The sequence below is a fragment of the Phyllobacterium sp. T2-21 genome (genome assembly GCF_055378485.1).
Genome location: NZ_AP027912.1, coordinates 261,414 through 280,321, shown reverse-complemented (window position 1 = coordinate 280,321; position 18,908 = coordinate 261,414). Strand labels below are relative to the sequence as shown.

Below are 18,908 nucleotides of genomic sequence, written 5' to 3'. Positions count from 1 at the left end.
CATTGCACGGAAGACCATGCGGGACCTGAATGAGGCCCAAGATGTCAATGCCGTTGAGCTCAACGGCATCCATATTGCGTTTCCCTTGCAGGGCGGCGGCACCTATGAGGCTGTCGGTGAGACGAACCTCGTGGTCAGCGACCGGGAGTTTGTGGCGATTGTCGGTCCCACCGGCTGCGGAAAATCGACACTGCTCAATGCCACGGCGGGTCTTCTCAAGCCGGCGCAGGGGCAGGTCCGCACGTTTGCCAGGCCGCTGTCGGGCTTGAACAAACATGCAGGCTATCTTTTCCAGCAGGATTCACTGATGCCCTGGAAGACCGCGATTGACAACGTGGCCATCGGGCTGGAGGTGGCGGGCACGCCGCGCCGCGACGCCCTGGAGCAGGCACGGGTCTGGCTCGGCAAGGTTGGTCTGGGATCTTTCGCCGACCGCTATCCGCACATGCTGTCGGGCGGCCAGCGCAAGCGCGTCGGGCTGGCGCAGGTGCTGATCCGTCATCCCAAGATATTGCTCATGGATGAGCCGTTCGGGCCGCTCGATGCCCAGACACGGCTGATCATGGGTGACCTCCTGCTTGATCTGTGGTCGGCGGACCGCAAGGCGGTGATGTTCGTCACCCACGACCTTGATGAGGCCATCGGTCTTGCCGATCGGGTGATCATCATGTCGGCGGGACCCTCATCCCGTATCATCGGCAATTACACGATCCCGCTGGCGCGGCCGCGCAACATGGCCGACATCAAGTCCGAGCCGCAATTCCACGAGGTGCATCGGGAAATCTGGAATGCCTTGAAAGAGGAAGTTCTGAAGGGGTATCGGCAGACGGAAGAGGTCCGGCCATGAACAGGCTTACACTGATCAGCCTGCAGGTGCTTGTGGCGGTTGTCACCTTGGTGTTCTGGCACATCGCCTCGACGACAACCCTCATCGGCAACCCGAAAACCATCAGCTTTTTCTTTGCCGAACCTCTCGCCGTCGGCAAGCGCATGATCCAGTGGTTCATGGAAGGATCGATCTGGTACCACCTCGGCATCACGCTGACCGAGGCGGCGCTTGCCTTCATCATCGGTTCGCTCGGCGGGGTCATCATCGGGTTCTGGTTTGCCCGCAAGCCCTTGCTCGCTGCCGTGTTCGATCCCTATGTCAAGGCGGCCAATGCCCTGCCGCGCGTCGTGCTCGCGCCGATCTTTGCGTTGTGGCTGGGGCTCGGCATCTGGTCCAAGGTGGCGCTGGGCGTGACGCTGGTGTTCTTCATCGTCTTCTTCAATGTCTATCAGGGCGTCAAGGAAGTCAGCCCCGCGGTTCTTTCCAACGCCCGTATGCTTGGAATGAACGAGCGCCAACTGCTGCGGCATGTCTACATGCCGTCGGCCCTTTCATGGATGTTCTCGTCGCTGCACACATCCGTGGGTTTTGCCGTGGTCGGTGCGGTGGTAGGAGAGTATCTGGGATCCGCTGCCGGTCTCGGCTACCTCATACACGAGGCCGAAAGCGTGTTCGATGTCACCGGCGTTTTCGCGGGGATGTTCGTGCTGATGGGCTTTGTCATACTGGTGGACTGGCTGGTGACGCTGGTCGAAAACAGGCTGCTCGTCTGGCGGCCCAAAACCTCGGTCATTACCAACAGATAAGAGACCGCCACCGGCATTCCGGTGACGGTCTTTGCTCAGATAGCCGTCAGATCCGCTCCGCGCGTTTCCTTCGACAGAAGCACGCAGACAATGCCCGGTATGACCATGACCGCCGCGTAGATGATGACCGCATGCGGCGTGCCGGTTGCGTTGAGGAGCAGCGTTGCAATCAGCGGTGCAACAGAGCCACCGACCACCGAAGCGACCTGATAGCTGATCGACATGGCGGAATAGCGTACATGGGTCGGAAACAGCTCCGTGAAGAACGGGGCCATGCTGCCGACGATTATGCCGTGGAATGTCAGGGTGAGCAGGGTTGCCTGCAGGACCAGACGCGGATCGGCCCCGTGCGGCAGGCTGAACAGATAGGCACCCGCAGCAAGGCCGCCAACCAGTCCCAGCAGCATCAATGGCTTGCGGCCAAAACGATCCGAGGCGTAGGCTGCGGCCATGATGACGATGACTTCAAGGATCGAGCCCCAGAACAGGGCGCCCACGCCGACGGACCGCGCCAATCCAAGGAACTGGACGGTGAGAACGAGAAAGAAGGTCGTGAACAGATAGAACAGGGTGTTTTCGGCTGTTTTGACCAGAAACACCTGGCCCATGGGCTTGCTGAAATGCTTGAAGGCTTCCGACAAGGGGGCGGCCGGTACGGATTTGCGCTTCTCGACCAGTTCGATAAAGGCAGGGGATTCCTCCACCTTGCGGCGCATCCAGAAACCAAGGACAACCAGAACGATCGAGAACAGGAACGGCAGGCGCCATGCCCAGTCGACAAAGGCCTGCTCGCCGAAGCGCAGGGTCAGGAAGCTGATCGTGGCTGCAGCCAGCACGTTTGCGGCGGGGCCGCCGATCATCGGGAAACTGGTCCAGAAGCCGCGCTGTTTGCCCGGCATGGATTCGGCGACGATGAGCAGCGCTCCGGTGGCTTCACCGCCCACGGCAATCCCCTGGAAAATGCGCAGCAGCACCAGCAAGGCGGGTGCCAGAACGCCAACCGAGGCATAGGTCGGCAACAGACCCATGGCAAAGGTTGAACCGCCCATCATGGCAAGGCTGACCACAAGTGCATTCTTGCGGCCGATGCGGTCGCCCAGCACGCCGAAAATGATGCCGCCGAGCGGGCGGGCAATAAAACCAATGGCAAAGGTGCTCAGGCCGAGCAGAATGCCGATTGCCGGGTCGGCGGTCGGAAAAAACGCCTTGTCGAAAACCAGCACCGCGCAGGTGGCGAAAACAAAGAAGTCATACCATTCGATGATGGTGCCCACCGCGCTGGCAAAAAGCAGCCGCGCGCGTTTTCCGAATCCGTCCTGAGCCATGAATTTTCCTCCCAATGGCATGGTTGACCCCGGGAGGCGTTCTACTGGCTCATTTTGTAACCATCAACGCATGCGTTTCAGGTGTTTTTCAGGCCCATTCTCCCCGGCGCATGACGGGGACTGTGCTGCCGTCCGCATTGACGCCATCCACATCGATCTCGCCCGATCCGATCATCCAGTCGATGTGAATGAGGCTCTTGTTGCCGCCGCGTGCAGCAACCTCTTCGGGTGAAAGCGTGTCGCCGTTGACGAAGCACTTGGAATAGCACTGGCCGAGCGCGATATGGCTCGCGGCATTTTCATCAAACAGGGTATTGAAGAACAGAAGGCCGGAAGCAGAGATCGGCGAGGAATGCGGCACGAGCGCCACTTCGCCGAGACGTCGCGCCCCGTCATCGGTGTTCAGCACTTTGTTGAACACCTCTTCGCCGCGCGAAGCCTTGGCCTCGACGATCCTGCCGCCTTCAAAACGCACCGAGATATCCTCGATCAGCGTGCCCTGATGGGACAGAGGCTTCGTGCTGGAAACTCGGCCATCCACGCGCAGGGCATGCGGCGTGGTGAAAACCTCTTCCGTCGGGATGTTCGGGTTGCAGGTGATGCCATTCTTGGCGGTCGAGGCACCGCCCTGCCACCGGTGCTCGTCGGCAAGACCGACAACCAGATCGGTACCCGGGCCCTTGAAGTGCAGGGAGGCGAAGTTGAGGCCATTCAGCCATTCGCGGCGCTTGGCAAGCACGGCATTGTGCTCCCGCCATGCGGTGACGGGATCATCAATGTCAACGCGCGACGCGGCAAAGATGGCGTCGGCCAATTTGGCAACCGCTGCGTCCTCGGAAAGATCCGGGAAAACCTGCTTCGCCCAGGATGGATTCGGATACGAAACGATGTTCCAGTTGACGTCGAAACCGGCAATTTTCTCCAGTGCCGGCTGATAGGCCTTGGAGGTTGCCCGGTTGGCGCGGGCGACCTTTTCCGGGTCTTCCGCCGAGAGCAGCATCGGATTGTCACCGGCTATGGCAAGCCGCGCTGTGTTCGATGAAAAGGCCTTGGCCATTCCCTCGAAGAGCCACGTGGCGGCGTGGTCGAAACTCTCCGCCGGCGCGTGGCGATAGCGCATCAGCGTCGCTTCTTCGTCCGCATAGAAGGAGGTGACCAGACCGGCGCCCGCCTTGTAGGCGTGCTCGGTGATGCGGCGCACCAGCGGCAGGGCAGCCAGCGGCGCGGTGATCAAGAGGTCTTGCCCCGCTTGCAGTTGCAGGCCGATTTTGACGGCAACTTCGGCCAGACGGTCGAGCTTTGCGGAATCGATGGAGGTGGTCTTTGCGGATGTGGTCATGGCGGTTCCAGAGTGACGGCGGAATGGAAAACGGGAGATAAGGCGGGGTCGCGCAACAGTCTGCTTCCCCGCCTGTCTGATCAATCCTCGTGGATCAGGCTGTGGTCGCGGCTGTCGCGCATCTTGATATAGACGATCAGGGACAGGCCGATCATGATGGTGACATACCAGAAGAACCAGGTTTCGTGACCCTTCTCCTTGAATTTCAACGCCACCCATTCGGCAGTGCCGCCAAAGAGCGTGTTGGCAAGCGCATAGGGCAGCGCAACGCCAAGCGCCCGGATATGCGCAGGGAAAAGCTCAGCCTTCACGACAGCGTTGATGGATGTATAGCCCGTCACGATCAACAGACCGACCAGCGACAGGGCAAAAGCGGTATAGGGGTTGGTTGTGACCGCCAAAGTCGAGAAGATCGGATAGGTGAAGAGAACGCCGAGAATGCCGAAGCCGACCATCAGCGGCTTGCGGCCGATCTTGTCCGAAAGAGCCCCGGCAATCGGCTGGCACAGCATGAAGATCAGCAGGGCAAGCGCGGTGATCTCGGTGGAGGATTCCTTGCTGAAACCGGAGGTGTTGACGAGGAATTTCTGCAGGTACGTGGTGTAGGCATAGAAGGCGAGCGTACCGCCCGATGTCAGTGCCAGAACGGTGAACGCTTCTTTCGGATAGTGCCGGAACAGGGCAAAACCGCTGGATTTCGGCTTGTCATCGTTCTTGGCGTTGTGAAAGGACTGGGTTTCGGCAAGGCCGCGACGAATGTAGAAAACCGCGATGGCCAGGAAGCCGCCAATGGCGAAAGGAATGCGCCAGCCCCACGCTCCAAGCTGTTCCGGTGTCAGGATGCGCTGCAGGATAAGCAGAACCACAAGGGCAACGAGCTGTCCGGAAATCAGCGTCACGTACTGGAAGCTTGAATAGAAACCGCGGCGGTTCTTGCCGGCCATTTCGCTGAGATAGGTTGCGCTGGCGCCATATTCGCCGCCGACGCTCAGGCCCTGCAGCAGGCGTGCCAGGACCAGAAGGGTTGGAGCCAGAAGACCGATCGATTCGTAACCCGGCGTGATGGCAATCAGCAGCGAGCCCAGGCACATCAGCGTCACGGATAGGGTGAGGCCAGCCTTGCGGCCCTTGCGGTCGGCATAGATGCCCATGACCCAGGCACCGATCGGACGCATCAGGAAGCCGACGGCGAAGACCGCTGCGGCGCTCAGAAGCTCGGCGGTCTGGTTGCCGGAAGGGAAAAAGACGGGGGCGAAATAAAGCGTGAAAGCGGCATAGACATACCAGTCATACCATTCGACAAGATTACCCGCTGAGCCGCCGATGATGGATTTCAGTCGGGTTTTAACGTCGGGTGCAACGGCAATGGGTGCGGTTTCGGCAATATCGCTCATGAAAATTCCTACCTTTGATTGTGGCTGACCGTCTGCGCGGCGCTGATTTCCGGCATGGCGTTTCTTCGGTGTGAAACAGGGACTCCCTGCCTCCAAGTCTTAGGGCAGCCCCCGCCAGAATTCAAATCCTTATCTGCCCGGCCGATTTTGACGCGATCCGCTGACGCGCAACTGCACCAAAGCGTGATCGCAAAGATCAGAAAATTGCCATGATCCGGGAACTCCCTCTGGCCGGTGCCGTTTTTCACATTGGGAAGGACGCGAGACAAGACACGTTGCACTCGAATACCCCCTGTCATTTTGCCGGCAACAGTCCTCAGGAGAAGAAGATGGATCTCAACAGACGCGATATGCTCGTCCTCTCGGGCGCCGTGGCAGCCACAACGCTCTTTGCTCCAAACATCCAGGCGCGTGCGGCCGCCCCTTTCAAGCAGCCGGAACTGCCCTATGCTGAAGACGCCCTAGCGCCTGTCATCTCCGCGCGCACGGTCGGCCTGCATTATGGCAAGCACCATGCGGGCTATTTCAAGAAGCTGAACACCCTGGTGGAAAAGACGCCCTATGCCGATCTTTCGCTCGAAGAGGTGGTGGTGCGGGCGAAGAAGGAAGGCAATGCGCCGGTCTTCAACAATGCGGCGCAGGCATGGAACCATAACCTGTACTGGCAGCAATTCCAGGGCGGGTCCGCGCCCGCCAGGGGTGCCTTTGCAACGGCGGCAGAAAGCGGCTTTGGCGGGCTTGATGGCCTGAAGAAGAAGATCGTTGCCGAATCAGACAATGTCTTCGGGACAGGCTGGGTCTGGCTGGTCAGGGATGGCGACAAGCTTGCCGTTGCAGGCATGAAAGACGCTGGCGATCCGCTGGCTGAAGGCGGGAAGGCCGTGCTTGGCATCGACGTCTGGGAGCATGCCTATTATCTCGACTATGAAAACCGCCGTGCCGAGCATGTGGCAGCGGTTCTCGACAAGCTGGTTAACTGGCAGTTCGTTTCCGACCGGTTTGACGCCTGATCCGGTTCTTTGCCGCGATGGCTCGGAAAATAGCCTAGCCGAAATTCGGGACGCGGATATAGTGTTCGAGCGGGCTGATGTGTCCTTGCGGTTCATCATCCTCTTCGTCATCGGCCGCTTCCTGCGCCAGCGCCGCATCCTTCTCCAGGCGCGCCTCGCGGATTTCCTTTTCCGAACTTTCGCCCATGCACAGGGCGCCAAGCAGGATCATGCGCGCCTTGCCGGCAAGGCCGGAATGGTCTTCGTCCAGGGCGATATCGAGAATGACCCGGCTGAAATCGGTTGGCTCCGGCGCAGCTCCAGCGGTGCGGCGGAGCCGGTCGCGGCGCATGTTCTCGGCATTGATCAGGCTGTAGAGCTTTTCGCGCAGGTCCGCGCCGACGTTCTCGTATTGAGCTGCCAGGCCCGGTGCAGCCGCGGCGAGCTTCTGCTTTTGCCGCTCCCGGTGCCGTTTCTGTCTCTCTGCGTTGGATAGTGCCATGGGTATGTCTGTGCCGTAACGAACGCGAATCACTTGCATGAACTTGATAGGGGTGCGTGCCCTAACGGGCAACATTATGGTCACGTAACACACAGACTGTGGATAACAATCGTTACGATTGCGTGCGTTACGTAACGTGAGCCGTTATGGCATTGGGCCTCGCCGTAACGCCTGTGACGGAACCATAAGAACGTGGTGGCGTTCTTTGACGCGCAGGGTTAGGGATATTGCACGATAAGGTTGCAAATCTGTCGGCCTGAATGAATGGAATTGTAAATGGAAACCAAGGCCAATTATCTTGTGGTCAGTATTTTCACCCTGCTGGTGAGCGCGCTGGCCCTTGGTTTCGTCTACTGGATCGAGCGTTTGGGCGACACGCGGCCCACGGCAATGCTTGAGATCCGCATTCCGGGCTCAGTTACGGGACTGGCCGTGAAAAGCCAGGTTCTGTTCAACGGTCTGAAGGTCGGCGACGTGACCCGGCTTTTCGTCGATGCCAGCAATCCCGATGTGGTGATCGCCCAGACGCAGATCGATGCAACCACGCCAATCACGCGGTCGACCCAGGCGCAGCTGGCTTTCGTCCTGTTGACCGGGCAAGCCTATATCGAGCTGAAGGGCGGCAAGAGTTATGAACCGAAGCTCCTTGAAGAAGCGGAAAAGGAAGATACGGTCGCGCGTATCGATATCGACCCGTCATCCCTGAAAACCCTTGTCCAGACGGTGCAGGATGTGCTGCAGCGCGTGGATCGTGCCATGGATGCCACCGAAAACTATCTGGACGAGATGAAAGGGCCGGCGCTCGACCGGGCGCACGAAGCCAAGGCGTTTACCCAGCAGCTTGCCGACAGCACGGATATGATCAACCGTTACGGACAGCGGGCGCAGGATGTGCAGGCGGTGATACAGGATGCGCGTGAAACCATGTCGCGGATCAACCAGGCGTCTGTCAAAGTCGACGATGCGCTGACGAAGCTGGACAAGGAACTTTCCGAAGACAAGGGCAGCACGGTCGCCAATATCCGCGAGCAGCTGCAATCCTATCGCGATACGGCTGACAGCCTGCAGGCCCGGCTGGCGCCAATCCTGAAAACACTGGGAACCTATACCGGTGAAAAGCTGCGCAACGCGCAAAAGTTCATTTCCGACAGCCGGCGCTCGGTCGAGTCAATCGAACGGGCGATTTCGAACTTTGACAGCAATCCGCGGGACGTTCTGTTCGGTGGAGACAGCAAGGTTCCGGAGTATAACGGGCGGCGCTGAATCCGGGATCGCCGCCGCATGGGCGTTCAAGGTAGTGCTCGACACACCGGCATTCGATGGATAGCGTTGCAACCCTGTATGGGGGATATGATGCGGTTCAATGTGATCGGAACGGGACTTTTGATTGCGGCACTTGCGGGCTGCACAACGCCATCCGGCGGCAGGAGCGGCGAAGCCGCGCTTGTGGCGGATGTCAAACAACTGGTGACCACATCCTATCAGTGCCAGAATGCGCTTGGCCGCGAGCCGCACTACTCCGCCATTGAAAGCAGCGAGACGATCCTCAAGGCGCTTGGCCGCTCACCTGAGGAGGCTGACCGGACCGTTCGCGGTTGGCTGAAAGGCCTGATCGCGTCACCGAGGCAGCCAACGGATATGGACCGCAAGTCGTGCAAGGATACGCTGCTGAAACTGGCGGAGAAAGTCAGGGTCGAATTCGAGGCGCGCAAAACCAGGGGATGATGCATGGCTGAGCCGGAACCCCCGCAATCTGCCTCCCTGTCACCGGTATTGTTTGTTCTGGTGCTTGTGTTCGCTGCCGGTGTGAGTTCGGTTTTGTTCTATCCGGCGATGTCTCTGCTGGGCGGCATTGTCGGGCTGTTCCGGGCGACGGGTTAGCTCCCACATTTCAAACGGTCTTGACGCGTTGCGGACATGTTGCCGTAATCCGTGCGATGTATATTGCCGCGCCTATGGAGGCTTCGTAATGGCTCGCATGTCTGGCATGTTTCTGATTGTTTTGTTTTTCATTGCTCTGGTTTCCTTCGAGATTCTCAAGAAAGAGCAGATCGCCGGTTCGGGACATGTCATTGCCAAGACGATCGATATCGAGACATTCGATGGGATTACGCTGGAAGGTATCGGCAATATCCAGATGAAGCAGGGCGACGGCGAGAGTCTCGTCGTCACGACGGACGACAATATCCTCCCTCTGTTGGACATCGGTGTTCGCGGCGGCGATCTCGTGCTTGGCACCCGGGGCAGGATTGAAATCGTGCCGTCGAAAACGGTAGCATATGACATTACGGTCAAGGACCTCAGCCGGGTCACATTGTCCGGTTCCGGCAGCATCCGCGCCGGCGCGTTCAAAGGCAGCACGGTGAAGATCGATTTGTCCGGCTCCGGCGACATCCAATTCGACGCGCTGAGCGCTGAGCAGATTCTGCCCCGGGTGACCGGCTCGGGCAGCGTAAAGCTGGACAACATAGCGGCCGGCGATGTCGCTGCCGCGATCACCGGATCGGGGCAGATCAGCCTTGGCGGCAAGGCGCAGACGCAGGAACTCGATCTGGATGGCTCGGGCGCCTATAACAATGGCGACCTGGCCACCGATGCCACGAAGGTGGATATTTCGGGAAGCGGCAGCGCCTTGGTCCAGGCAAAGAACACGCTGGATATTTCGGTGAACGGCAGCGGCAGGGTGGAGTATTACGGCCAGCCGGCGGTCGAACAGCGCGGCCATGGTTCGATGCGCGTCACGCCGCTCGGGGAGAGGTAGGCATTTCGCTGTTTGCGTGGATGTGGTTGAACTGTCCGGCGAAGCGGACCGGGCTTAAGTCTGGAGACGCGTCTTCAGGAAAGTAATGGCGGAGAGGGAGGGATTTGAACCCCCGATGGAGTTGCCCCCATGCCGCATTTCGAGTGCGGTGCTTTCAACCACTCAGCCACCTCTCCGCGTAAAAGCGCCTGTCGTGGACAGGCGCCTGATAAAGCCGGGATGTTCTCCCTGCCGGTGCCGCGATGTCCCGAAGGACTTGGCTTGAGCGTGCGACGCGCTAGATAGCGGGCAAAGCGCAAGGATACAAGAGCAATTTTGCGTTAAATTTCTTGACTCTCGCATAATCCTCACCTTATAAGCGCCCGACGACTGGCGTGGGGGATTCTCCGCGCCGTTTGTTTTTGAGTCCGGATGCCCGGATCCCTAGGGGTTGCAGGCATCTTTCGATTAATATGTCACGACTGACAAAAAGACGGTTAGCGCCCTTCAAACGGCAAAAAACCGAACCGAACGCCGAAAGGGCATAAAATGTTCGCAGTCATCAAGACCGGTGGTAAGCAGTATCGCGTTGCCGCCAATGACCTTCTGAAGGTCGAGAAAGTTGCCGGCAATGCCGGTGATATCGTTGAATTTGCCGAAGTTCTGATGGTTGGCGTCGGTGCAGACGCTACGATCGGTGCTCCGACCGTTGGCGGCGCGCTGGTCACAGCCGAAGTCGTCGAGCAGGGCCGGGCACGCAAGGTCATCGCTTTCAAGAAGCGTCGCCGCCAGAACTCCAAGCGTACACGCGGTCATCGTCAGGAACTGACGACGATCCGGATCGCCGAGATCCTGACGGGTGGTGCCAAGCCTTCGAAGACTGCCGCTGACAAGCCGGTCAACAAGAAGCCTGCTCCGAAGGTGGAAGCTGCCGCTGCGGAAGCAACCGAGACGAAAGCCGCCCCGAAAGCCAAAGCTGCGCCGAAGAAGGCTGCTGCCAAGGCCGAAAAGCCCGCTTCGGGCGAGTAAGAACAGGTTTAAAGGAGCAATCCCATGGCACACAAAAAAGCTGGTGGTTCGTCGCGCAACGGTCGTGATTCCGAATCAAAGCGTCTTGGCGTGAAGAAGTTTGGCGGCGAGCGCGTGCTTGCCGGCAACATCCTCGTTCGTCAACGCGGCACCAAATGGCATGCGGGCGTCAATGTTGGCATTGGCAAGGATCATACACTCTTCGCACTTGAAGCCGGTGTTGTATCTTTCCGTACCAAAGCCAACGGCCGTAGTTTCGTGTCGATCGTGAACCCGATCGCCGAAGCAGCAGAATAGCTGGTCCTGCTTGAAGCACCGGCGTCCCCATCGGACCCGGTGACTGGCATCCAAGCCAAGAGATCAAAGGGGAGATGGGGTTTCACCCATCTCCCTTTTCGCATCTGGAGGATAGCAAAATGGTTGCCGAATTACTGGAAGACGATGAAGACAGGCTGGATCTGATAGACTGTCCGGTCCTCGTGACCGAACGCCTGGTCCTGCGCGCGCCGCACACCGAGGACGTTGACGCAATTGCCCGTCTCGCCGACAATCTCCGTGTGGCGGAAATGCTTTCCCGCATGCCCCATCCCTACACGCAGGATCATGCGGTGGACTTCGTGCGCCGCGCCAATGCGGGCGAGATCGGCAAATGCGTCTACGCGATTACCCTTGCGCAATCCGGCACCTTCATCGGCTGCTGCGGCATCAATTACCGCCGCAGCAAGGACTTGCGGATGAGCGAGCCTCGCCGGGATGAGCTGGAGATCGGCTATTGGCTGGGCGAACCTTACTGGGGCAAGGGCTATGCCACGGAAACCGCGCATGCGCTGGTGGATCTCGTGTTCCGCGCCACGCAGGTGGAAAAGCTGCATGCGTCGTGCCGGGTCTCCAACATCGGTTCGCGGCGCGTGCTCTACAAGAGCGGGTTCCAGTATGCCAATACCGGCATGATGGACTCACTCGCTGCAGGCAATGTGCCCGTCGAACGCTATATGCTGGATCGCCGGACATGGATCGGGCTTCGCAGCTGGAACGCATAAATTACAATTGGCCGCCGCGATCTCTTGCGACGGCCAGTTTTCTTCCCGCGTATTTTCCTGTAATGGCTCGGGACATCAAAAAGGACTGAACTTCCATGAAATTTCTCGATCAGGCGAAAGTCTATATCCGCTCCGGCGATGGTGGTGCCGGCTCGGTATCGTTCCGCCGTGAAAAATTTCTGGAATTCGGCGGTCCCGATGGCGGCGACGGCGGGCGCGGCGGTGACGTCTGGGCCGAGGCCGTGGACGGTCTCAACACGCTGATCGACTATCGCTACCAGCAGCATTTCAAGGCCAAGACCGGCATGCACGGCATGGGCCGCAACATGACGGGCGGCAAGGGTGCCGACGTGGTGCTGAAGGTTCCCGTGGGAACGCAGATCTTCGAAGACGACAATGAAACCCTGATCTTCGATTTTACCGCTGTGGGCCAGCGCTACCGTCTTGCCAAGGGCGGCAATGGCGGCTTCGGCAATCTGCACTTCAAGACATCGACCAATCAGGCGCCGCGCCGCGCCAATCCGGGACTCGAAGGCGAAGAGCGCAATCTGTGGCTGCGGCTGAAACTGATCGCCGATGCCGGTCTTCTCGGCAAGCCGAATGCCGGCAAGTCGACATTTCTTGCCAGCGTGACGGCAGCCAAGCCGAAAATCGCCGATTATCCCTTCACCACCCTGCATCCGAATCTGGGCGTTGCCCGCGTCGATGCGCGCGAGTTCGTCATTGCCGATATTCCGGGATTGATCGAAGGCGCGCATGAGGGCGTCGGTATCGGTGACCGGTTCCTTGGGCATGTCGAGCGCACACGGGTTCTCCTGCATCTGGTTTCGGCGCAGGAAGAGAATGTGGCCGAGGCCTACAAGACCGTGCGCACCGAGCTTGAAGCCTATGGCCACGGGCTTGCCGACAAGCTGGAGATCGTGGCGCTGAGCCAGATCGACACGCTGGATGCCGCGGCGCGCAAGAAGAAAGTGACTGCGCTGAAAAAGGCCGCGGGTCGCGAGCCGATGCTGCTGTCTTCGGTCAGCCGCGAGGGTGTCGAGCAGGTGCTGCGGGCCCTGTCTGCGATCATCCTTGAATCGCGCCAGTCAGAGGCCCCGGCAGAGGTCGATACCCGCTTCAAATATTGAGTGCATCATGTCCGCGCAGAACGAGCTCGCTTCTCCCGCCACCCTCAAGCTTTCCGCCTATCGGCGGATCGTGGTCAAGATCGGTTCGGCATTGCTGGTGGACCGCTCCAAAGGACTGAAGCGCGACTGGCTGGAAAGCCTCGGTGCCGATGTGGCAAAGCTGGTGCAGGCAGGCGTCGAGGTGATGATCGTCTCCTCCGGTGCCATCGCCCTCGGCCGGACGGTGCTTGGACTGCCGAAGGGCGCGCTGCGGCTGGAGGAAAGCCAGGCTGCGGCTGCGGCGGGTCAGATCGAACTTGCCAAAGCCTATTCCGAGGTGCTGGGCGGGCATCAGCTGCGCGCCGGCCAGATCCTGCTTACCCTTTCCGACACGGAAGAGCGCCGCCGTTATCTCAATGCCCGCGCCACGGTCGGCACCCTGCTGCGGCTCAAGGCTGTGCCCGTCATCAATGAGAATGACACCGTGGCGACCACGGAAATCCGTTATGGCGACAATGACCGCCTTGCTGCGCGTGTGGCGACGATGATGGGGGCGGACCTTCTGATTCTCCTGTCCGACATTGACGGGCTCTATACCGCGCCGCCGCATCAGAATCCCGATGCGCAGTTCCTGCCGGTTGTCGACGCCATCACCCCTGACATCGAGGCCATGGCCGGCGCGGCCGCGTCGGAATATTCGCGCGGCGGCATGAAGACCAAGCTCGATGCCGGCAAGATTGCCAATGCGGCGGGTACGGCGATGATCATTGCCTCCGGCACGCGCATGCATCCGCTGGGTGCCATCGATGCGGGCGAGCGGTCGACGCTGTTCAAGCCGAGCCTCAATCCGGTGAATGCATGGAAGACGTGGATATCGGGCAATCTCGAGCCGGCCGGGCGGCTGGTGATCGACGAGGGTGCGCTTACGGCGCTTAAATCCGGCAAATCGCTTCTGGCTGCCGGTGTCCGTGACGTTGCCGGTCAATTCACCCGCGGCGATACGGTTGCCGTGGTCGGTCCGGACGGACGCGAAGCCGCGCGCGGCCTTATTGCCTATGATGCCGCAGATGCCGTAAGGATTGCAGGTCGCAAGACCAATGAGATTGCCGCGATCCTCGGTTACGATGCCCGGTCGGCGATGATTCACCGGGATGATCTGGTTGTACGCGCAGCAAAACGTGCTGCGAAGGAGTGAGAAATGCTGGGACGGGTCGAACCGATTGACGACGTTGCTGAATTGATGGCCGGAATCGGCCGCAAGGCCCGTGCCGCTGCCCAGCCGCTGTCCATCGCTTCGCCGGAACAGAAGATGATTGCCCTGATCGCCATGGCGGATGCGGTGGATCGCCGTGCCCCGGAGATTCTGGACGCCAACCGGCAGGATATGGCCGATGGGGAAAAGGCCGGTATGGCCGCCTCGCTGCTCGACCGGCTGAAGCTGGATGCCGGCCGTATCGCCGCGATCTCGGAAAGCATCCGCACCATTGCCGCCCTCAAGGATCCGGTTGGGGACATCATTGCCGAATGGGACCGTCCCAACGGCCTGCACATAGAGCGCGTGCGCACGCCGCTCGGTGTTATCGGCGTGATTTACGAAAGCCGCCCGAATGTAACAGCCGATGCGGGTGCCCTTTGCCTCAAGTCGGGCAATGCCGTCATCCTGCGCGGCGGGTCGGATTCCGCCCATTCTTCCCGCGCCATCCATGCGGCGCTGGCCGAAGGGCTCGAAGCGGCGGGTTTGCCCAGGGATGCCATCCAGCTCATCCCGGTGACGGACCGCGCCGCGGTCGGCGAAATGCTGAAGGGGCTGGACGGCAATCTCGACGTCATTATTCCGCGTGGCGGCAAAAGCCTCGTGGCCCGGGTGCAGGCGGAAGCGCGCGTGCCGGTCTTTGCCCATCTGGAAGGGCTCTGCCACGTCTATGTCGACGCCTCTGCCGATCTCGACATGGCGCGCCGGATTATCGTCAATGCCAAGATGCGCCGGACCGGCGTCTGCGGTTCGGCCGAGACACTGCTGCTCGACCGGCTGATCGCCCCCGTCCGTCTTTTGCCGCTGCTTGAGGATCTGCAGGCAGCAGGGTGCGAAATTCGCGGTGACGCCACAGTGGTCCAGCTGTTTGCCGAAGCAAAACCGGCGACGGAGGAAGATTGGTCGACGGAATATCTCGATGCCATCATATCCGTGAAGCTGGTTGACGGTATTGGCGACGCGATCGCGCATATCAATCACTATTCGTCCCACCATACGGAAGCGGTGATTGCCGAGGACATGCATGTGGTTGAGCGGTTCTTCAACGAAATCGACTCTGCCATCCTGCTGCACAACGCCTCGACACAATTTGCCGACGGCGGTGAATTCGGCATGGGCGCGGAAATCGGCATCGCGACGGGCAAGATGCACGCACGGGGCCCCGTGGGTGTGGAGCAATTGACATCCTTCAAATACCGCGTGCGCGGCAATGGCCAGACCCGCCCGTGACATCCGTCGATGCGTTACGTCACGATTTTCCCGGCGTGAGCGATGCGCATCTGCGCATGCCTTTCGTTGAAAAGGGCATGACCGTCGGGCTGTTTGGCGGATCGTTCAATCCGCCCCATGCGGGCCACGCGCTGGTGGCGGAAATCTCGCTGCGCCGGCTGCAGCTCGACCAGCTCTGGTGGATTGTCACGCCGGGCAATCCGCTGAAGGACACGCGCCATCTGGCTCCTCTGGCGGAACGGCTGAAATTGTGCGAGCAGCAGGTGCATGATCCGCGCATCAAGGTGACGGCGTTCGAAGCAGCCTATAATGTGCGCTACACGGCCGACACGCTGGCTTTGATCAAGGCGCGCAATCCGGGTGTGAATTTTGTCTGGATCATGGGAGCGGACAATCTTGCCGATTTTCACCGCTGGCAGCGCTGGCAGAAGATTGCCATGACGTTTCCCATCGCCGTGATCGACCGTCCGGGCTCGACCCTGGCTTTCCTCTCGTCGCGCATGGCCAAGACGTTTGACTATGCCCGTTTCGATGAGGATGACGCCCCGCTGCTGGCACGGGCACCCGCGCCGGCCTGGACTTTCATCCACGGGCCGCGTTCATCGCTGTCGTCGACGGCGATACGCAACGGAGCCGTAAAACGGCAGGAATGAAAACGTGAACAAAGGCCGTGTCGCGACGTCTTGAAAGTGTCATGCGACTCTGCCTATCTTAATAACGTGCAGCAAGATTAAAGGCTGCGGCGCGTTGTTCTTATTGGAAAGGAAATACACTGAGAACAGCAATTCAGAAGAAGGATGCCTTGGCACCTTCAACGGCGGAGATGAACGGTGCAACTTCCGTTTCTCTTGCCCTCCAGACGGTCCTTGCCAGTCTCGATGACTCCAAGGCTGAAAAAATTGTCCCCATCGATCTTCGCGGAAAATCTGTCATCGGCGACCATATGGTCATCGCATCGGGCCGTTCGCACCGTCACGTAACGGCGGTGGCTGATCAGCTCCTGCGTGCGCTGAAGGAAAGCGGTCACGGAAACAATGCGAAGGTTGAAGGTCTTTCCAGCGGTGACTGGGTGCTGATCGACACGGGCGATATCATCATCCATATTTTCCGTCCTGAAGTGCGTGAGTTCTACAACATCGAAAAGATGTGGCAGGCTCCCGAACTTGACGGGGAAACCGTACATTAGAGCAAGGTGTGCCGTTACGGCACGCGGGGCCTGGTGTGAGAAAGTTCTGACGGATCGGGGCATCCCGGCATAACGCCAGCGGGATGCTTCGGGCGGCTTACTGGATATGGACCGGTCATGCGCCGGAGATGTATTCTTCGCGCCAAGTGACAAAGGACTGGACGTGCCATGCGTATCACCGTTTTTGCCGTGGGCCGGATGAAATCTGGCCCCGAACGGGAACTGGCAGACCGTTATTTCGACCGGTTGAAGAAAACCGGTTCGCCGCTCGGTCTCGAATTCAACTCCGTCACCGAAATCACCGAAAGCCGCGCCCAGCAGCCGGACCTGCGCAAACAGGAAGAGTCCGCCAAGGTGCTGGAAGCGCTGGATCAGGGTGGCGTGCTCGTTCTTCTCGACGAGCGCGGCAAGACCATGCCATCGGAAGACTTCGCCAATGCAATCGCCCGGTTTCGCGATGACGGTAAACGCCAGCTGCTCCTGGCGATAGGCGGGCCCGACGGCCACGATGCGGATTTAAGGAAGCGTGCCAATCTTGTGCTGGCGCTCGGTGCCATGACCTGGCCGCATCAGATTGTCCGGATTCTCGTGGCGGAACAGCTCTACCGCGCGACCACGATCCTTTCCGGGCACCCGTATCACCGGGTGTGAAGTGTTTTCGCCACCTCCGGCCGGAGATGGCGAAAAACGAGGCCTATAATGCCGATCAATAATCGTCCGGCTGGTAGTAACGGTCATCGCGGTATTCACGCCGGTAGTCGCGGCGGGGATAGCGATCATCCCGCCAACGCGGGCGATCATTCTGATCCCGCCAGCGCGGACGCTCGGCACTGTCGGCAAAGACCGCCGAGCAGCCCTTGTCCACCCAGATGGTGCCGCGGCTGAAGCCCCAGCTCTGGCCGGGAATGCAGGCCGAACCCGAAAGCTGCCGGATGATCCGCGGCCGACGCATGTCGGTCTCGCACTCATTGTAGCGGAAGCTGCGTGATTCGCATCTGATGGGCCGTTCCTGCGCCTGTGCGGCTGGAACCGTTACGAACTGCATACCCCCCAGGGTTACAGCCAAAGCTAGTATATATCGGTACATTTTCCCTCTCCGATATGATGTCAACACACGCTGAAAGCGCATGTGTTCAAGGCGCAATTGTGGTGTTTGTTCCGTGCTCGTCAATCACATTTCCACCGCTGCCTGTTATGCTTTGTCAGGTGAATCGTCCAGTCTCGCTGTTCACGAGATCGGAGATGAAGCTGGAGACCGCCGTGATGCGGCGCAGGGTGCGTACGGATTCGTGGTAGGCAAGCCAATAGGACCGGTGAATCGTCCGTTCCGGCAGGACCGGCACAAGGTCGGGATATTCCCGTGCGATGAATGTATGCAGAATGCCGATGCCCGCCCCGGCCTTCACCGCTTCCACCTGCCCGATGGCACTGGAAATCTCGAAAGCGGGGCGCCATTCGCGGGTGATTTCAGGCGCATAATTCAGCGAAGGGCTGATGACCAGATCATCGACATAACCGACCAGCCGGTGCGCCGCGAGATCTTCGATGCTGCGGGGTGCCGGGTGCGCAGCCAGATAGGACCGGCTGGCATAGAGGCAGAGCGTGTAGTCGACGAGCTTTTTCGCCACGAGGCGGCCCTGATCGGGCCGGTCGACCGTGATGGCTATGTCAGCCTCGCGCCGCGACAGCGAGAAGGAACGGGGAACCGGAACAAGCTGGATCTTGAGATCGGGATAGCGGGCGGTGAGGGTGGCAAGGCGCGGCGCAAGGAAGGAGACACCGAAGCCATCCGGCGCGCCAATGCGCACCGACCCGGAAATGGACACATCGGCATCGCCAAGCGAGGAGCGGATCGACAGCATTTCCGCTTCCATGCGCTCGGCTGACAGGAGGAATTCTTCGCCGGCATGGGTCAGCTCGCAGCCATTGGTGCGGCGGGTCAGCAGCTTGGTGTTGATGTCATTCTCCAGCGCGGTGAGACGGCGCGCCACGGTCGCATGGTTGACGCCAAGCCGTTTGGCCGCGCCGAGTATTTGACCCGAACGCGCGACAGCCAGAAAAATCCGCACATCGTCCCAGCTCATCGTTTGACCTCCTGCGCTATTCGTACTTCAATTTTTGCACAACGGATACGCTTT

At 59.9% G+C, this 18,908-nt stretch carries 22 protein-coding genes and 1 tRNA gene; 16 read left to right on the top strand and 7 right to left on the bottom strand.

Annotated features, from left to right (window positions below; all coding sequences use genetic code 11):
- Nucleotides 1-16: 16 nt before the first annotated feature.
- Nucleotides 17-847 carry an ABC transporter ATP-binding protein gene (locus ACZ5FP_RS01440; protein ID WP_464663134.1) on the top strand — a complete coding sequence of 277 codons (831 nt, stop codon included), beginning with the start codon at nucleotides 17-19 and terminating at the stop codon, nucleotides 845-847.
- Nucleotides 844-1,635: an ABC transporter permease gene (locus ACZ5FP_RS01435; RefSeq protein ID WP_464661694.1), complete on the top strand. Its 792-nt coding sequence runs from the start codon at nucleotides 844-846 to the stop codon at nucleotides 1,633-1,635. The genes ACZ5FP_RS01440 and ACZ5FP_RS01435 overlap by 4 nt, the downstream gene beginning before the upstream one ends.
- 35 nt (nucleotides 1,636-1,670) lie before the next feature.
- Here the strand turns inward: ACZ5FP_RS01435 and ACZ5FP_RS01430 are convergent, their stop codons facing one another.
- The 3 genes from ACZ5FP_RS01430 to ACZ5FP_RS01420 form a co-directional block, all read right to left on the bottom strand.
- A complete protein-coding gene (locus tag ACZ5FP_RS01430) occupies nucleotides 1,671-2,960 on the bottom strand; it encodes an MFS transporter (protein ID WP_464661692.1) in 1,290 nt (429 codons plus the stop codon).
- 88 nt (nucleotides 2,961-3,048) lie between these two features.
- Entirely contained in the window at nucleotides 3,049-4,299 is a 1,251-nt protein-coding gene (locus tag ACZ5FP_RS01425) for an aminopeptidase (RefSeq protein ID WP_464661691.1), read from the bottom strand.
- Nucleotides 4,300-4,379: 80 nt separating this feature from the next.
- A complete protein-coding gene (locus tag ACZ5FP_RS01420; RefSeq protein ID WP_223613761.1) occupies nucleotides 4,380-5,693 on the bottom strand; it encodes an MFS transporter in 1,314 nt (437 codons plus the stop codon).
- Nucleotides 5,694-6,022: 329 nt separating this feature from the next.
- On the opposite strand from ACZ5FP_RS01420, the gene ACZ5FP_RS01415 reads away from it, so the two are divergent.
- Nucleotides 6,023-6,703 carry a superoxide dismutase gene (locus ACZ5FP_RS01415; RefSeq protein ID WP_464661689.1) on the top strand — a complete coding sequence of 227 codons (681 nt, stop codon included), beginning with the start codon at nucleotides 6,023-6,025 and terminating at the stop codon, nucleotides 6,701-6,703.
- A gap of 34 nt (nucleotides 6,704-6,737) precedes the next feature.
- Here ACZ5FP_RS01415 and ACZ5FP_RS01410 read toward each other — a convergent pair whose 3' ends face one another.
- The gene (locus ACZ5FP_RS01410; protein ID WP_464661688.1) at nucleotides 6,738-7,184 is read right to left on the bottom strand and encodes a hypothetical protein; all 447 of its coding nucleotides are present in this window, start codon (nucleotides 7,182-7,184) and stop codon (nucleotides 6,738-6,740) included.
- 276 nt (nucleotides 7,185-7,460) lie between these two features.
- Here ACZ5FP_RS01410 and ACZ5FP_RS01405 point away from each other — a divergent pair, with 276 nt between their 5' ends.
- From ACZ5FP_RS01405 to ACZ5FP_RS01390, 4 genes are all read left to right on the top strand, one after another.
- On the top strand, nucleotides 7,461-8,447 hold the full coding sequence (locus ACZ5FP_RS01405; RefSeq protein ID WP_288192943.1) for an MlaD family protein: 987 nt from the start codon (nucleotides 7,461-7,463) through the stop codon (nucleotides 8,445-8,447).
- 87 nt (nucleotides 8,448-8,534) lie between these two features.
- On the top strand, nucleotides 8,535-8,909 hold the full coding sequence (locus ACZ5FP_RS01400; RefSeq protein WP_464661685.1) for a hypothetical protein: 375 nt from the start codon (nucleotides 8,535-8,537) through the stop codon (nucleotides 8,907-8,909).
- A 3-nt stretch (nucleotides 8,910-8,912) separates the two neighbouring features.
- The gene (locus ACZ5FP_RS01395) at nucleotides 8,913-9,065 is read left to right on the top strand and encodes a hypothetical protein (RefSeq protein ID WP_346307708.1); all 153 of its coding nucleotides are present in this window, start codon (nucleotides 8,913-8,915) and stop codon (nucleotides 9,063-9,065) included.
- Between the two features lie 88 nt (nucleotides 9,066-9,153).
- The gene (locus tag ACZ5FP_RS01390; protein ID WP_464661684.1) at nucleotides 9,154-9,945 is read left to right on the top strand and encodes a head GIN domain-containing protein; all 792 of its coding nucleotides are present in this window, start codon (nucleotides 9,154-9,156) and stop codon (nucleotides 9,943-9,945) included.
- Nucleotides 9,946-10,031: 86 nt separating this feature from the next.
- On the opposite strand, the gene ACZ5FP_RS01385 is transcribed toward ACZ5FP_RS01390, so the two are convergent.
- Nucleotides 10,032-10,121: transfer RNA gene (locus ACZ5FP_RS01385), tRNA-Ser, on the bottom strand.
- Nucleotides 10,122-10,473: 352 nt separating this feature from the next.
- Here ACZ5FP_RS01385 and rplU point away from each other — a divergent pair.
- From rplU to rlmH, 9 genes are all read left to right on the top strand, one after another.
- Complete coding sequence (gene rplU / locus ACZ5FP_RS01380) at nucleotides 10,474-10,953, top strand: 50S ribosomal protein L21 (protein ID WP_223613754.1); 480 nt, start codon at nucleotides 10,474-10,476, stop codon at nucleotides 10,951-10,953.
- 24 nt (nucleotides 10,954-10,977) lie between these two features.
- Nucleotides 10,978-11,250: a 50S ribosomal protein L27 gene (rpmA, locus tag ACZ5FP_RS01375; RefSeq protein WP_223613753.1), complete on the top strand. Its 273-nt coding sequence runs from the start codon at nucleotides 10,978-10,980 to the stop codon at nucleotides 11,248-11,250.
- 119 nt (nucleotides 11,251-11,369) lie between these two features.
- Complete coding sequence (locus ACZ5FP_RS01370) at nucleotides 11,370-11,993, top strand: GNAT family N-acetyltransferase (RefSeq protein WP_464661683.1); 624 nt, start codon at nucleotides 11,370-11,372, stop codon at nucleotides 11,991-11,993.
- Between the two features lie 95 nt (nucleotides 11,994-12,088).
- Entirely contained in the window at nucleotides 12,089-13,123 is a 1,035-nt protein-coding gene (obgE, locus tag ACZ5FP_RS01365; RefSeq protein WP_464661682.1) for a GTPase ObgE, read from the top strand.
- Nucleotides 13,124-13,130: 7 nt separating this feature from the next.
- Nucleotides 13,131-14,297 (top strand): glutamate 5-kinase, encoded by a 1,167-nt coding sequence (proB, locus tag ACZ5FP_RS01360; protein ID WP_464661681.1) that lies wholly within the window; start codon nucleotides 13,131-13,133, stop codon nucleotides 14,295-14,297.
- A 3-nt stretch (nucleotides 14,298-14,300) separates the two neighbouring features.
- Nucleotides 14,301-15,584, top strand: coding sequence for a glutamate-5-semialdehyde dehydrogenase (locus ACZ5FP_RS01355; RefSeq protein ID WP_464661680.1), 1,284 nt, complete (start codon nucleotides 14,301-14,303; stop codon nucleotides 15,582-15,584).
- Between the two features lie 56 nt (nucleotides 15,585-15,640).
- On the top strand, nucleotides 15,641-16,237 hold the full coding sequence (locus tag ACZ5FP_RS01350) for a nicotinate-nucleotide adenylyltransferase (RefSeq protein WP_223614128.1): 597 nt from the start codon (nucleotides 15,641-15,643) through the stop codon (nucleotides 16,235-16,237).
- A gap of 149 nt (nucleotides 16,238-16,386) precedes the next feature.
- Nucleotides 16,387-16,770 carry a ribosome silencing factor gene (gene rsfS, locus ACZ5FP_RS01345; protein ID WP_223613748.1) on the top strand — a complete coding sequence of 128 codons (384 nt, stop codon included), beginning with the start codon at nucleotides 16,387-16,389 and terminating at the stop codon, nucleotides 16,768-16,770.
- Nucleotides 16,771-16,938: 168 nt separating this feature from the next.
- Entirely contained in the window at nucleotides 16,939-17,421 is a 483-nt protein-coding gene (gene rlmH, locus ACZ5FP_RS01340; protein ID WP_464661677.1) for a 23S rRNA (pseudouridine(1915)-N(3))-methyltransferase RlmH, read from the top strand.
- 55 nt (nucleotides 17,422-17,476) lie between these two features.
- On the opposite strand, the gene ACZ5FP_RS01335 is transcribed toward rlmH, so the two are convergent.
- The gene (locus ACZ5FP_RS01335; protein ID WP_464663133.1) at nucleotides 17,477-17,815 is read right to left on the bottom strand and encodes a DUF3011 domain-containing protein; all 339 of its coding nucleotides are present in this window, start codon (nucleotides 17,813-17,815) and stop codon (nucleotides 17,477-17,479) included.
- Between the two features lie 157 nt (nucleotides 17,816-17,972).
- Nucleotides 17,973-18,854 carry a LysR family transcriptional regulator gene (locus ACZ5FP_RS01330; RefSeq protein WP_288192953.1) on the bottom strand — a complete coding sequence of 294 codons (882 nt, stop codon included), beginning with the start codon at nucleotides 18,852-18,854 and terminating at the stop codon, nucleotides 17,973-17,975.
- Nucleotides 18,855-18,908: the final 54 nt, after the last annotated feature.